The organism is Mesorhizobium sp. GbtcB19 (assembly GCF_019091085.1).
Classification (GTDB): Bacteria; Pseudomonadota; Alphaproteobacteria; order Rhizobiales; family Rhizobiaceae; genus Mesorhizobium.
Genome location: NZ_JAGXJY010000021.1, coordinates 79,584 through 93,632, shown reverse-complemented (window position 1 = coordinate 93,632; position 14,049 = coordinate 79,584). Strand labels below are relative to the sequence as shown.

Annotated in this window: 14 protein-coding genes; 10 read left to right on the top strand and 4 right to left on the bottom strand. The window is 60.4% G+C overall.

Annotation, left to right across the window (positions count from 1 at the left end; translation table 11 throughout):
* The 4 genes from KVT37_RS27000 to KVT37_RS26985 all read left to right on the top strand — a co-directional run.
* Positions 1–1,222 (top strand): alpha/beta fold hydrolase (locus KVT37_RS27000; protein WP_254634279.1); only part of this gene is annotated, 1,222 nt, incomplete at its 5' end.
* Positions 1,223–1,262: 40 nt separating this feature from the next.
* The gene (locus KVT37_RS26995; protein WP_254634278.1) at positions 1,263–3,128 is read left to right on the top strand and encodes an ABC transporter ATP-binding protein; all 1,866 of its coding nucleotides are present in this window, start codon (positions 1,263–1,265) and stop codon (positions 3,126–3,128) included.
* A gap of 92 nt (positions 3,129–3,220) precedes the next feature.
* Entirely contained in the window at positions 3,221–4,246 is a 1,026-nt protein-coding gene (locus KVT37_RS26990; protein WP_217578058.1) for an LLM class flavin-dependent oxidoreductase, read from the top strand.
* A gap of 64 nt (positions 4,247–4,310) precedes the next feature.
* On the top strand, positions 4,311–5,018 hold the full coding sequence (locus tag KVT37_RS26985) for a 4'-phosphopantetheinyl transferase superfamily protein (protein ID WP_217578057.1): 708 nt from the start codon (positions 4,311–4,313) through the stop codon (positions 5,016–5,018).
* Between the two features lie 56 nt (positions 5,019–5,074).
* Here the strand turns inward: KVT37_RS26985 and KVT37_RS26980 are convergent, their stop codons facing one another.
* From KVT37_RS26980 to KVT37_RS26965, 4 genes are read right to left on the bottom strand one after another with little or no spacing between them, the layout of a single operon-like run.
* The gene (locus tag KVT37_RS26980; RefSeq protein WP_217578056.1) at positions 5,075–5,248 is read right to left on the bottom strand and encodes a hypothetical protein; all 174 of its coding nucleotides are present in this window, start codon (positions 5,246–5,248) and stop codon (positions 5,075–5,077) included.
* A gap of 31 nt (positions 5,249–5,279) precedes the next feature.
* Positions 5,280–6,407 carry a WD40 repeat domain-containing protein gene (locus KVT37_RS33950; RefSeq protein ID WP_217578055.1) on the bottom strand — a complete coding sequence of 376 codons (1,128 nt, stop codon included), beginning with the start codon at positions 6,405–6,407 and terminating at the stop codon, positions 5,280–5,282.
* Entirely contained in the window at positions 6,404–6,751 is a 348-nt protein-coding gene (locus KVT37_RS26970; protein ID WP_217578054.1) for a hypothetical protein, read from the bottom strand. The genes KVT37_RS33950 and KVT37_RS26970 overlap by 4 nt, the downstream gene beginning before the upstream one ends.
* Positions 6,748–7,206, bottom strand: coding sequence for a hypothetical protein (locus KVT37_RS26965; protein ID WP_217578053.1), 459 nt, complete (start codon positions 7,204–7,206; stop codon positions 6,748–6,750). The genes KVT37_RS26970 and KVT37_RS26965 overlap by 4 nt, the downstream gene beginning before the upstream one ends.
* 552 nt (positions 7,207–7,758) lie before the next feature.
* Between KVT37_RS26965 and KVT37_RS26960 the strand changes: the two genes are divergently transcribed.
* The 6 genes from KVT37_RS26960 to KVT37_RS26935 all read left to right on the top strand — a co-directional run bounded on the left by KVT37_RS26960 (position 7,759) and on the right by KVT37_RS26935 (position 13,993).
* Positions 7,759–9,432 carry an aromatic/alkene/methane monooxygenase hydroxylase/oxygenase subunit alpha gene (locus tag KVT37_RS26960; RefSeq protein ID WP_208648384.1) on the top strand — a complete coding sequence of 558 codons (1,674 nt, stop codon included), beginning with the start codon at positions 7,759–7,761 and terminating at the stop codon, positions 9,430–9,432.
* 105 nt (positions 9,433–9,537) lie between these two features.
* Positions 9,538–10,596 (top strand): NADH:ubiquinone reductase (Na(+)-transporting) subunit F, encoded by a 1,059-nt coding sequence (locus KVT37_RS26955; RefSeq protein WP_217578052.1) that lies wholly within the window; start codon positions 9,538–9,540, stop codon positions 10,594–10,596.
* Positions 10,597–10,649: 53 nt separating this feature from the next.
* Positions 10,650–11,708 carry an aromatic/alkene monooxygenase hydroxylase subunit beta gene (locus KVT37_RS26950; protein ID WP_217578051.1) on the top strand — a complete coding sequence of 353 codons (1,059 nt, stop codon included), beginning with the start codon at positions 10,650–10,652 and terminating at the stop codon, positions 11,706–11,708.
* A gap of 16 nt (positions 11,709–11,724) precedes the next feature.
* Positions 11,725–12,093, top strand: coding sequence for an MmoB/DmpM family protein (locus KVT37_RS26945; RefSeq protein WP_217578050.1), 369 nt, complete (start codon positions 11,725–11,727; stop codon positions 12,091–12,093).
* 74 nt (positions 12,094–12,167) lie between these two features.
* Positions 12,168–13,190: an amidohydrolase family protein gene (locus KVT37_RS26940; protein ID WP_217578049.1), complete on the top strand. Its 1,023-nt coding sequence runs from the start codon at positions 12,168–12,170 to the stop codon at positions 13,188–13,190.
* A gap of 5 nt (positions 13,191–13,195) precedes the next feature.
* Positions 13,196–13,993: an iron-sulfur cluster assembly protein gene (locus KVT37_RS26935; RefSeq protein ID WP_217578048.1), complete on the top strand. Its 798-nt coding sequence runs from the start codon at positions 13,196–13,198 to the stop codon at positions 13,991–13,993.
* Positions 13,994–14,049 lie beyond the last annotated feature (56 nt).

The following is a 14,049-nucleotide window of genomic DNA, read 5'->3' as shown; positions in this document are numbered from 1 at the left end:
TCTGAGTGGCCTCTTGCCGGAATCCATGGTGCGGGCGGCCTATGTGGTGCTGGTCGCCTTGCCTCTCACCGCGTATGGCAAGCTCGATCGTCCCGCACTGCCGGCGCCTGACGAGGGAGCCTATGCGCGTGGCCTCTACGAGCCGCCGCAGGGCGAGGCTGAGACCATCCTGGCCGGCATCTGGCAGGAGCTGCTGGGTGTCGAGCAGGTCGGGCGGCAGGATAGCTTCTTCGAGCTCGGCGGCCATTCGCTACTGGCGGTGAAGCTGGTGAGCCGTGCGCCGGAAGCTGGATTCAACTTTACCGTCAATAACCTCTTCCAGAACCCGGTGCTGAAGGATCTTGCTCGCACAAGCAAGGATCTCTCGAGCCGGGAGGATCGTTCGAAACCCGTTCCGGTCCAGCGAACCGGAAGCGAGCCTCCCATCTTCTTCCTGCCTTCAGGCCTGGGCGATCATTCGTATGTTTTTGAACTGGCTCGAGAGCTTGATTCCAACCTGCCCGTCTATGCCTTGCCGTGGCCTGCGGCGGATGAACCGCTCACCTACACGCTGGAGGCAATGGCGGCGCGCGCGCTGTCGATGATGCGCAGCGTCCAGCCGCAGGGCCCTTACCGCCTGGCGGGATATTCGTCCGGCGGCATACTCGCCTATGCGATGGCGCACGATATCCTCGCATCTGGCGAGGCCGTCTCGTTCCTGGGTCTGATCGACGTCCATCTGCCGTCGCAGAGGCACCCTGGACCGAAATCAACGGACGACATGCTTCTTGCTCGGCTCGATACGGCCGATGTGCCGCAACACCCTGGAGATCCCACATTGTTTCGTGAATACGCCGCGGATCCCTCTGCCTCGCCAATGATCGAGGAAGGACAAAGGCCGAATGTCGCCGACGCCGATCTTGATGCTTCCGCCAGGGCCATGCTGCACGAGCAGCGCGGATACTTCGAGAAGCTTGTCCGTTCCTACACGATCCCTCGGCTGCGCGTGGTCGTTCACCAGTTCAATGCGCGCACGACCGGTATCACCGAGGGTGCGTTCGGGTGGTCGATGGCACGCTGGCGTGACGTGCTCTCGTCATCTCTTTTGCACACGCACACCGTTCCCGGCGATCACTGGACGATGATCACGGAGCCAGCCAACAGAGCTGTTCTCGGCCGGCAGATCTCGAGAACGCTGCAAACGCAAAAATCCACGCCATCCGATAATTTGCAGGAGGCGTGAGAGTGTTCGAAGACCGAACGGCGATCCGGCCGCGCATCCGATGGCATTTGATCCACGGCTGGAGCCCGCCGTGTTCTGCGGCGCAACCAGTCTGGGGGATGGGCGCATCGCGCCCATGCAGGCCGTGACCGGGTTTCGTTTCGATGTGCACCGCAATACTTTTGCGAAGGTATTCTCCTTCGTCGGCATTTATTGGCGCAAGCAAATATGGCACGTGACGTTCATTTTCGTCGTGACGACACTGGCATCTGTCGCTGATGTGTTGATGCCGTTGTTTGCCGGCCGGCTGGTGGATGCGATGTCTGCCGGCGCGCAAAACGGCTCCCTCTCACAGGGCCGCGCAATAAGCGCGTTGGTTATTTTCGCGGCTCTTGGACTTTCGAGCTTGTTACTCAGGCAAATAGCGTTTGCCGGTATATCGCTGCTTTCGCTGAAGACGATGACGGCCATGGCCTCCGACGCGATCTACAAAGTTCAGCGTCTCTCGACGGACTGGCATGACACCAATTTCGTCGGCTCCACCGTGCGCAAGATTACGCGCGCCGTGTGGGCCCTCGACGCATTCGGCGACACGGTCCTGATTTCTCTGTTTCCGACACTGGTGGTGCTGGTCGGCACGACGCTGGTGTTCGGCGTCCTGTGGCCGGTGCTGGGCATCGCCATCGCCTTGGGTTCAGCCTTGTTTATTGTTCTCGCCGGATGGTTCTCGCTCGCGTTTGTCGCACCAGCGGCCAGCCTTTCGAATGCGTGGGATTCGAAACTCGGGGGCGCGCTGGCCGACACCGTAAGCTGCAATGCCATCGTAAAAAGCTTTGCCGCCGAGTTGCGCGAGGACGAACGGCTGGGCGCGGTCCTGAAGAAGTGGCGCAAACGCACGTTTCGTACCTGGATGCGGGTCGCCATTGCCGGCGTCACCCAGGGCACGGCCCTGCTTTTGTTGAAAATATCGGTCCTGGTGTTGGCGCTGGGGCTATGGATCTACGGGCAGGCGACGGCCGGTGATCTCACATTTGTCCTGACGGCGTTCTTCCTGTTGGAGGGCTACCTTCGACAGGTCAGCCGCGAATTGCACAATCTGCAGCGCACGGTCAACGACATGGAGGAGCTTGCCGAAATCGCCAGCAAGCCGCTCGGCATTTCCGACCATCGCGACGCCGCCGAAATCAGGATCGCAAACCCTTCGGTCATTTTTGATCGTGTGACGTTTCAGTATACCAGCCACCACGAGCCTCTTTTCAGCGACTTCTCGGTGTCGATCCGTTCGAACGAGCGCATTGGCTTGGTCGGACCATCCGGGGCAGGCAAGACGACATTCATCAAGCTGCTGCAGCGGCTCTACGATGTGGACGCAGGAGCGATCCTCATCGACGGCCAGGACATTGCCAAGGCGACCCAGGTTTCGCTGCGGCAACAGATTGCCATCGTTCCGCAGGAGCCGATCCTGTTTCATCGCTCGATCGCGGAAAATATCGCCTATGCCCGGCCCAACGCGACGATGTCGGAGATCGAGCAGGCGGCACGCCTTGCCAATGCGCACGACTTTATCGCGAACCTTCCGAAGGGCTACAGCATGGTGGTCGGAGAGCGGGGCGTAAAGCTGTCCGGTGGAGAGCGCCAGCGCGTCGCGATCGCCCGTGCGTTTCTGGCAAATGCCTCGATTTTGATCATGGACGAGGCAACGTCGAGCCTCGATTCCAATTCGGAGCTGATGATCCGAACGGCAATGGACCGCTTAATGATCGGCCGCACCACCTTCATAATCGCGCATAGGCTATCGACCGTTCAAGCGCTCGACCGTCTTCTTGTCTTCGATAAAGGAAAGATCGTCGAGGAAGGCACGCACGACCAGCTGATCATGCGCGATCATGGCGTATACCGGCAGCTGTTCGAGAGACAGGCTCTATGACGAATATGGAAGCGATATAGATCAAACCGAGATCGTAGTTGTTGACCCGCGGAAATTAGAAATCACACCGGTCACTTATGAAAGAAGATGCAATGGCGCTATCCGAACTCACGATAATCGGTGCCTGTCCAGCCTTCGACGATGGCATGCCTGGTCAAGAATATATGGAAAGCATAAAGACGTCCGCCATGCGATCCGAGCGCCATGGTTTCTCGGCCATGCTGGTATATTCGGATCATCAACAGTTCGATCCCTGGTTGGCGGCCAACCACCTTATGAGTTTTACGAAGAAAATATCGCCGCTCGTCGCCGTCCAGCCTCTGTATACGCACCCGTTCACGGTCGCGAAGTTGGTGACGTCTCTCTCGCTGACCTACGATCGTCCGGTGCACCTGAATTTCATCTCGGGAGGCTTTCCGCATGACCTGGAGGCGTTCTGCGATTCAAAAAGTCATGATCAGCGATACGAGCGCGTCGGGGAGTACGGAGAGATTGTTCGCAAGCTGCTGAGCACGGGTCGGCCGCTCACATATCATGGTGCGCACTATCAGGTCAGCGGGCTTCATCTGAGGCTTGCCGCTGGGGTGGGGCCCGAATGCGCCCCTATCTTTACCGTCTCCGGGTCGTCACCAGCAGGCATGGCTGTTGCCAAGCGCTTGGGCGCGCGCGCGATCGAGTATCTTCGCCCGGCGCAGCACTATGACAGGGTGACACGTCCGGAAGGGATTCAATACGGGACGCGACTTGGCATCGTCTCGCGCGGCACGGCCGAAGACGCCTGGGCCGTCGCGCGCAGCAGGTATCCCGATGATGAGCTGGGGAGGGAAATGCGGGAATATTACACCCGGGTATCCGATTCCGTCTGGGTCAAGGAATTGGGATCGGAGGTGAGCGTTCCCGAGGGCCATCCCTATTGGTTGGGGCCCTACAAGAATGGCCAGGCGTCTTGCCCGTTCCTGGTTGGCGCACGGGAGGATATCGCGCGCGAGCTGATCGGTTACTTCAAAATGGGCCTGCGCACATTTCTTGTGGATGATCCGCCCACCGACGAGGACGCTTTTGAAATCCAGAGCGTCTTCACTATCGCCGAGGAAGCGTTTGTTCGCGGCACTCGATGACCTGCCGGCAGATGCGGATGGGTCGATGGTTCCAGGCTCGGCGCCAGCCTTGGGGTGAACGGATATGACATCCATGTCGCCCTCGATTGTTTTGCCCTTGGAGGAAATGCATCTAAAAAATCTGCCGCCTGGTCGGCAATGTTGCATTGTCGCTCCGTGTTCGCTCGCAAAGCAGCTCGATCGGCAAATACTTAGCCGGGGCGAGCAAGAACGACTTTGCAGATTTCGTAGAAAAGAAGATTTCGATCGTTATCTAACCGCTCACAGCCTGCTCAGGGTGATCCTGGGGCAGATACTCGGCAGGTGCGCCAGAGATATTACGTTCGTGGACGGCGAAGGAAACAAGCCGCTTCTGTCAGATGGGTCTTGCCACTTTAACTTATCCCATAGCGGCGATTGGGTTGCCATAATTGTCTCGCTAGACGGACCGGTGGGTATCGATGTTGAGCAGGCCTTGCCGGGCAAGGCACAAATTTCCCCCGATCTGTACGCTCACCCGAACGATCGATTCCATCCCGCAGCTGCCGGGACGGACATTTCTCGATTCTTCACGGCCTGGACGCTCAAGGAAGCGATATCCAAATGCGACGGGAGAGGCTTAGGCATACCCTTCAACGAAGTCCGCCTGGAGCCGGATAAAGGCAATACATATCGTGGGTTCTACGATTGTAGGACATGGCACGCCAGTCATTGGATATTGGATGACGGAACGCACCTCGCACATGCCGGCGAGGTTCCATGCTCTACACTAAATATTATTGTTGCCGGATAGTGGTTAAGTCGGAAATGGACCGGCAATCCCTGGTCCGGCGCGGAAAGCCTCGGCATTCAATTCGTCTTCAGAGAACCCGCTCGGTTTTCGGCAATCCACCGTGCAGCCAACACCAACGCTCCCATGCTGAAGTCCTTGCCGTGCCTGGCCACCATCTCTTCCGACAATTTGGCGAGGCGCTCGAAAAATTCGTCCTTGCTCTTTTCCTCGGCTGTAAGTTCGGTTTGCATTCCATCCTCCTGTTGATGCGGATCGCCGCTGCTATTTGAAAAGCAGCGCCGGGAAGGTGATGATCGCGGCGGTACCGTCAGCCATGCCCGCAGCCAGATGCTGCCCGTCGCCGGACCAGGCCAGCGCGGTGATCGTGCTGCCGGAGAGCTTCACGACCAGTTCGTCCCGCGATCCGATATGGGCAACGGTGATACGGCCGTTGGCGTAGCCGGCGGCAATGATTTTCCTCTTCGGGTGCGCAGCCACTGTCTCGACTGGAACCAGCCCGGAGCGACCTGTCTCCAGCGCGCCGGCAGCCGCATCACGAAGCGGCGGAGCAGCCATCGACCAGCCGGCGATGCGGAAAGCGCCCGATGCAAACAGCGCATTCACTGGCTGGCTCCAGCACACCGTCCGGACCGGCGAAGGGAATCCTCCGACGACACCCGATTGACCATCTGCCAGGCTGGCAAGGACAAAGCCTCCGGTCTCGAGTCCGCATGCCAGCCATGAACCGTCGCTGTTCCAGTGGAGCGACGTCGGGCCTGCCGGCGTCGAAAATTCGCGTATCGGCGCGAGATCGCCATCGACCGTCCAGATCGACACTCCCTTGCCGGAATCGAAGGCAAGTCGTTTCCCATCCCGCGAGAAAGCAATGGCATGCGTCGATGAGGACGCTGCCTGCTGCAGCTTCGCCACATCCTCATGGGCACGGGATATGAAGACATCATGTCCATTGCTGATGGCGGTCTTGGCTGTCGCGGCGTGATGATCGATAGCGACGACCGGTCCCTCAATGTTGATACCTGTCTCGGTGACTTCACCGTCCGCCGCCAGGCGCATCGCCTGGCCGGTCGCCATACCGACAAGGAAGCCGGAGCCAAGATAGCTCGTGATCGGCACGTCACCATCTCCCAGAGTTGAGGTGGCGACCAGCGGAGCCGGGGGCTTCTGGCGCGGTCGGATCGTCGTTTGTCCGAGGTCGCCACTGACCCTGATCCTCGATTCCGGCGGCTCCTGATCATTAACCGGCGCGATGGCGACGGCTCCATCGATAGAGGTGAACGCGACGGCAGAGCCATCGGCGCTGAAACAGGCGGCAGCGACCGTCGCCGGTCGCTGCCAGCTTCGCGCCAGCAGCTCGAACGGGCTCAGGTTCTGTGTTGCTTGCTGGTTCACGGCGCCTCTCCCTCACTGCCGCTGGTTGCCTTCGAAAGCGCGCGGTCGACATCTGCGATCTCACCCTCGATTGCCATGATGCGTTCCTCGCTCTTCTTGCATGCATCCCTCGCGGCCGCGGCGCTCTGTTCAGCGTCATGCAAATCCTGCACCAGTTGGATGCCGGCGCCGGTTCTGCCGATTTCGAGCTGCAGGCGCAGCACTTCCATTTCGATGCCGGCAAGCTTCTGATTGAGCCGCAGTGCTTCGGCCGTGTGCGCCGAGACGTCGGCGACAAGGGCTAACCGGCGACTGGCCAGCGCGGCGAAAGCAGCGACTTGTCCTTTTCCCGAGCCGCCCATCACTGTCCCTCCACGGGCTTTTCGAATGCCGACAGCAAGCCTGAGAGACCGCCGGCCTGCGCGTGGAACTGCTTTTCGGCTGTCTCGATGTGGCTCTTCAACTGGTCCCAGATGTCGACGCGGATCATGGATGTCGTGTCGCCGGTGAGGCGCTCGATCTCTTCAACGCGAAACTGGCGCGACAGCGAAACGCCGGAAAACACGAAGTCGCGCAACAGGATCGCGTGGCTCTCGATGAACAGATGGATCATCGGATGCGTTTCGGCGGTCACGCCGCGGGCGGCAAGTTCGGCCCGAATGAAATTCTGGAAGTGGCCCTGCAGGCGGTGCTGGCTCTCGCCCATGAAACGCATGACAAAAACCAGATCGCGCGGCATCAGCCTGACGAGTTCGGCGCTCACGTCGTCCGGCTGGTTGGGCTGGGGAAGGTCCGGGGTGTCATTGTCGCTCGGCATCATATTTCTCGGCACTGCCTCCTGCCTGCGATCCGTCCTCAAATAATGTATGAAATGACCGAAATGAATAGAGGTCATGTGTTTTATTTATATTGCAATTGCTAACAATATATCGCAATGCACAAGAATATGCTCAAATATTACATATGTAATATACAACTGTAAAATATCGTTACAGTTACTCGGGTTTCGCCGGACGGATCTGGTTACGGTCTCGGCCCAGACGCTGATCGCAGCCACCAATTTCAACTTGGCACGGCGCTTGCTTCACCATTGGCATAAGAAGCCCATCGCGCTCTGACGCGGTGCCAAAAGAACGAAGGACCGGAGGAAGCAGCAGGATACGCTTCGATACGCCCATCGCGGAATGCGAGTGGCGTGTCGCAGTCCCGCAGGCCCCCGAACACCTTTGCCGCGATCCACTTGAATGGCCGGACCCTGTGTCGCGCCTGAAGGCGCAACCCTTTGTCGTGCCGTTCGCCAACTCACTGGCGGCATTTGTGTGCCGTCCCATGCCTGGATCGAGGGATCCACGGCTCAACCTGGTGGAGGCTTATGACGATGTCGTCGTTGACACTTAACAAGATTACCTCGCAGCGCGGTATTTCCGTGGGCGAGGCGACCAAGAAGATTTCCGACCTCGGTTGGAACCCGACCTATGTCCAGGAAGCGATGACGTTTCCAACCGACTACAAGATCGCCAAGGCGCCGCGCGATCCGATGAAGCAGGTGCTGCGCTCCTATTTCCCCATGCAGGAGGAAAAGGACAATCGCGTCTACGGCGCGCTCGACGCGGCGCTGCGCGGCGACATGTTCCGCAATGTCGAGCCGCGCTGGGTGGAGTGGATGAAGCTCTTCCTCGCCATCATTCCCTTCCCGGAAATTTCCGCCGCCCGCTCGATGGCGATGGTGGCGCGGCTGGCGCCCGGCGAGGACCTCAGGACCGGCTTCACCATGCAGATGGTCGACGAGTTCCGCCACTCCACCATCCAGATGAATCTGAAGAAGTGGTACATGGAGAACTACATCGACCCGGCCGGCTTCGACATCACCGAGGAAGCCTTCGGCAAGTGCTACGCGACCACGATCGGCCGCCAGTTCGGCGAAGGCTTCATCACCGGCGATACGATGACGGCTGCCTGCATGTACCTGACCGTCGTCGCCGAGACCGCGTTCACCAACACGCTTTTCGTCGCCATGCCCTCGGAAGCCGCCCGCAACGGTGACTATGCGCTGCCGACCGTGTTCCTGTCGGTGCAGTCCGACGAGAGCCGTCACATCGGCAACGGCCACTCGCTGCTGATGGCCGCGCTGAAGGAGCCGGAGAACCACCTGCTCCTCGAGCGCGACCTGCGCTACGCCTTCTGGCAGAACCACGCCATCGTCGACGCCGCCATCGGCACCTTCATCGAATACGGCACCACCAACCGCGACAAGAACAAGGAGTCCTACGCGGAGATGTGGCACCGCTGGATCTACGAGGACTATTATCGCACCTACATGCTGCCGCTCGAGAAGTACGGCATCAAGGTCCATCACGACGACGTCCAGGCCGCGTGGGAGCGCATCACCAAGAAGAACTACGTCCACAAGGTCGGCCAGTTCTTCGCCGTCGGCTGGCCGGTCAACTTCTGGCGCATCGAGGCGCAGACCGACAAGGACTTCGAGTGGTTCGAGCACAAATATCCGGGCTGGTACGCCGAGTTCGGCGATTTCTGGAAATGGTACGCCAAGCTCAGCCACAAGGGCGAGAAGGTGCTGCTGTTCAACAGCGATGTCGGTTACGTCTATCCGCACCGCTGCTGGTCCTGCCTGGTGCCCTGCCTGATCCGCGAGGACATGGTGGTCGACGAGATCGACGGGCAGCTGCACACCTTCGCCCACGAGCTCGACCGCTGGACCGCCGTCGAAGCCTTCGCCGACGAGTATCAGGGCCGCCCGACGCCCGCGATGGGCCGCTTCAGCGGCAAGCGCGAATGGGAGACGCTCTATGACGGCTGGGATCTCGCCGACGCGATCAAGGACCTCAACTTCGTCCGTTCCGACGGCAAGACGCTGATCCCGCAGCCGCATCTGCGCTTCGGCGCCGACGAGCAGTGGACGCTCGACGACGTGCGCGGCAACGTCCTCGGATCGCCGCTCAAGGCGCTTCGCGGCATGTCGCCGGCGGACCGCGAGAAGCACCTTGCCGAGTATCGGGCAGGCTTCACCATCACGCCGTTCAACTGACCATCCGTGCGCTGGGGGTCGGGTCCCCGACCCCCCGCTCCATCCAGAGGAAGGCCACTTCCCGCCCGAAAGGCCGGGGAACGGAGAGGAATTGGGAGGTTATCGATGACTGGTGCTCACACGGTGCGCCTGGAGCCGGTCGGCGTCGAATTCGAGGTCGAACACGGCGAGACGGTGCTGAACGCGGCATTCCGCCAGGGCATCGCGCTGCCGCATGGCTGCAAGGAAGGGCAATGCTCGGCCTGCAAATGCGTGCTGCTCGAAGGCGAAGTCGACATGCTGAAATATTCGACCTTCGCGCTCAACGACATGGAGAAGGAGAGCGGCCACGTCCTGTTGTGCCGGTCGATCGCCTATTCCGACATGCAGGTCGAGCTCCTCAACTACGACGAGGAGGTTCTGGCGAAATCAATCGCGGTGAAGACGTTCAAGGGCCGCATCTCGAAATTCGAGCATCTGACCCACGACATCCGCGGCATCGAGATCGAACTGGGCTCGCCGATAAAATTCTGGGCTGGGCAATATGTCGACATCACGGTCACCACGCAAAAAGGGGAGACGATTACGCGCTCGTTCTCCATGGCAAATACGCCGGACCAAACCCAAAAGCTCTCCTTCATCATCAAGAAGTATCCCGAAGGAAAATTCTCCGGAGAACTCGATTCCGGAGGAATTCGCGTCGGAGCCGAGGTCACCGTCGTCGGACCCTATGGAACCTGCTTCCGGCGGGAAGAACGGCAAGGCCCCCTGATCCTGGTCGGCGCCGGTTCCGGCATGTCGCCGGTCTGGTCGATCCTCAACGATCACCTGAAGAGCGGCGAGAAGCGGGACGTCTATTTCTTCTACGGCGCGCGGACGCCTAACGACCTGTTCTATCTCGACAGGATCGCCGAGCTCGCCGGTCGCCACCCGGAGCTGAACTTCATCCCCGTTCTCTCGCATGTGAACGGAGAGGCATGGGACGGCGAGCGCGGCTTCGTGCACCAGAGCGTCGACGCCAAGCTCAAGCAACTCGCGGTCGACGGGCAGGGCGACGTCTACGCCTGCGGCCCGCCGCCAATGATCGATGCGCTGCAGCCCGTTCTGTTCATGAACGGCTTCGAGGCGGAACGCATCTTCTTCGACAGGTTCACCACATCGTCCAGTGCCACCCCGGCCCATTGAGGTGTGCCGGAGCCGGTGACTTTAGAGCAACTGCAACAAAGGGAGTGAAAACAATGGTAGCAACGTCGAGTTCAGTAGGATCGGGAGCCGCGGGCGCCGCGATCTTCGCCGATTCGGACAGCCGCAAATATCGGTACTTCGATCCGAAAGGTCAGCGCGCCACCCATTACGAGGATGTCACGGTCGACGTGCAGCCCGACCCGGAGCGCTACCTGATCCAGGACTGGATCATCAACTTCCCGGACGGCAAAGGCGCCTATGTCAAGGACAACACGGCCGCCAAGAGCTCGAACTGGCATGCCTTCCGCGCTCCCGACCAGGAATGGGAGCGCACGCACTACCAGCGCCAGTCGAAGATCGAGACGATGGTGCAGAGCGTCATCACCAACGCCCGCCGGGCCGGCGCGCCGAAGACGTTCGACAAGGTCTGGGCCAAGCTCCTGCAGGCGCATCTGGGAGCATGGAAGCATGCCGAGTTCGGCCTGGGCACGTCGCTCATGCAGGCGCAGCGCTACGGCTACACGCAGATGATCAACAATGCGACGCTGACCAACTCCTCCTACAAGCTGCGGCTCGCCCAGGACATCACGCTCTATCTCGCCGAGATCGGCATGGACATCGCCGGCTGGGACGACGAGCTCGGCAAGAAGCACTGGCTCGAGGACGGCGTGTGGCAGGGCACCCGCGAGGCGGTCGAGACCATCATGGGCACGAGCGACTATCTCGAGCAATACTTCGCCATCAACATCGTGTTCGAGCCGCTGGTCGGCGAGTTGTTCCGCTCCGGCTTCCTGATGCAGGCGGCGGCGGCCAACCACGATTTCATCACGCCGCCGGTGATCTCGGCGGCCGAGGCCGACTACGAGCGCAACCTCGCCAACACCATCGACCTGATCTACCTGCTCGCCAACGACGAGAAGCACGGCGCGGCGAACAGGAAGCTCTTCCAGGGCTGGGTGAACAAGCACGGCGCGCTCGCCGACAAGGCAGCCACCGGCCTGCAGCCGATCTGGTCGATGCCGCATTCCAAGCCGATTTCCTTCACCGACGTTCGCGCCCAATCCGAGGAACGGATCGGCCGGATCCTCGGCGAACTCGGCCTCAAGCGCTGAACAGGGAGAGAAGATCATGTCAGTAGCAGCACGCGACGCCTCGCAGTCCAACATCTTCAAGTCGATGAAGGACATCACCTTCGAGCAGACGATTTCGCACCAGTGCGGCGTCACCATGAACGACTCGGTCGAGGCCCGCGCCATCGCCGAATTCATGGGCAAGAAACCGGGGGTCACCGTCACCTATCAGCCGGCCATGATCCGTATCGACGGCAACGGCAAGCTGATCTTCAAGATGGACGAGATCTCAGAATATCTCGGCCGCGACATGACCGCCGAGATTTTCGAGGTCAACACCTCCACCCACTACGGCCGCATGGTGCGCATCGACGACAACACCGTGATCCTGTTCGGGAACATGGACGAGGTCTTCGAATACATCTGAGGAAAGCCACAACCCGGCGTGCTGCGTGGACGCGGCACGCCGGTCTCATCAGCGCGAAGATTGCGGAGGCAAAAATGTACAGAACACCGGAAGGCAAGGACATTTTCGTGGTCGATGGCCACACCCATTTCTGGGATGGCAGCCCGGACAACCAGAAGAATATTCACGGCAAGCAGTTCATCGATTGCTTCTACGCCTATCACACCGGGCTGAGCCCGAAGGACCAGCTCTGGGAAAAGGGCAAGTTCGAGAAATACAGCGCCGACGATCTCTATCGCGACCTGTTCATCGACGGTCCCGACGACGTGGCGATCGTCCAGTCGACCTATCTGAAGGATTTCTACAAGAACGGCTTCAACACGATCGAGCGCAACGCCGAGGTGGCCAAGCGCTATCCGGAGCGCTTCATCGTCAACGGTGCTTTCGATCCTCGCGACGGCGAGAAGGCGCTCGAGTACATCCACTTCCTCAAGGAGACCTACGACGTCAAGGGCGTGAAGTTGTACACGGCCGAATGGAACGGCGCCTCCAAGGGCTGGAAGCTGACCGACCCCGATGCCTACAAATGCTTCGAGCTCTGCGACAAGCTCGGCATCAGGAACATACACGTCCACAAGGGACCCACCATCATCCCGCTCAGCAAGGACGCGTTCGACGTGCACGACGTCGACCATGCGGCGACGGATTTCCAGGGCCTCAACTGGATCATCGAGCATTGCGGCCTGCCGCGCCTCGACGATTTCTGCTGGATCGCGACGCAGGAAACCAACGTCTATGGCGGGCTGGCCGTGGCATTGCCCTTCATCCATTCGCGCCCGCGCTATTTCGGCGAGGTCATCGCTGAATTGCTGTTCTGGATAGGGCCGGAAAAAATCCTGTTCGGCTCCGACTACGCGATCTGGACGCCCCGCTGGCTCGTCGAGAAATTCTGGGCCTATCAGATACCGGAAGACATCGCCGCGGAACATGGTGTGCAACTGACCGACGAGATCAAGGAGAAGATCCTCGGCCTCAACGCCGCGCGCCTCTACAACATCGACATCGAGGCCAAGAAGAAGGCGCTCGCAAGCTCGCCCTTCAGCATCGCGGCGGAGTAGGAGCCATGGCAAGCGCCAGTGTTTCCAACAGCCGCGAGAAGGAACTCTGGCGGCGCCTTGGTGAGGTCAACGACCCGGAACTCGACGAACCCATTAACGAGATGGGCTTCGTCGAGCGGGCCGAGGTGAAGGGTGACGGCAGCGTGGAGGTCGATTTCCGCCTGCCCACCTACTGGTGCTCGCCCAACTTCGCATTCCTCATGCTCGACGGCGTCCGTTGTGCGCTCGACCGGCTCTCCTGGTCGCCGGCGTATAGCGTCAAGCTGCACGACCACATGTTCGCCGACGAGGTCAATCGCGGCATCGAGGCCGGCAAGACATTCGGCGACATATTCGCCGAGCTGGCCGCGGACGCGGATCTCGGCGCCGTGCGCGAAACCTTCAGCATGAAGGCATTCAAACGGCGCCAGGAGGCGGTCTTGCGCGGCCTGCGGCAACACGGCCTGACGGACCGGGAAATCGTCGGCATGGACCTGCCGGCATACGACGTCGCACGGTTCGAACCGGGCGAAGCGACCAAACAGAAGCCCAGGTACAGGGCAGCTGTGCTCGAGCGCTTTCCCGGTCGTCAGGCGGATGGTCCCGTCTTCGTGACCTGGGAAGGGCAGCACATACCGGCCGATGCGCTCAGCGCCTATCTCGCCGAACTGCGCGGCGTGCGCGTCAACATGGAGTTCAACGGCGCGCTTTGCCGTGGGCTCAAGCAGACCCGGTACAAGGAACTGGACGTGATCGACGGCGAACCGACGCTGGTCGATTTCATCATGGACCGCGTGCCGGCGCGAAGCGCGCCGGCCGTCTAACAGAATCGAAAGCAACGGCCTCCCTCGCACGAGGCCCCTAACCAACAACCCGCCCG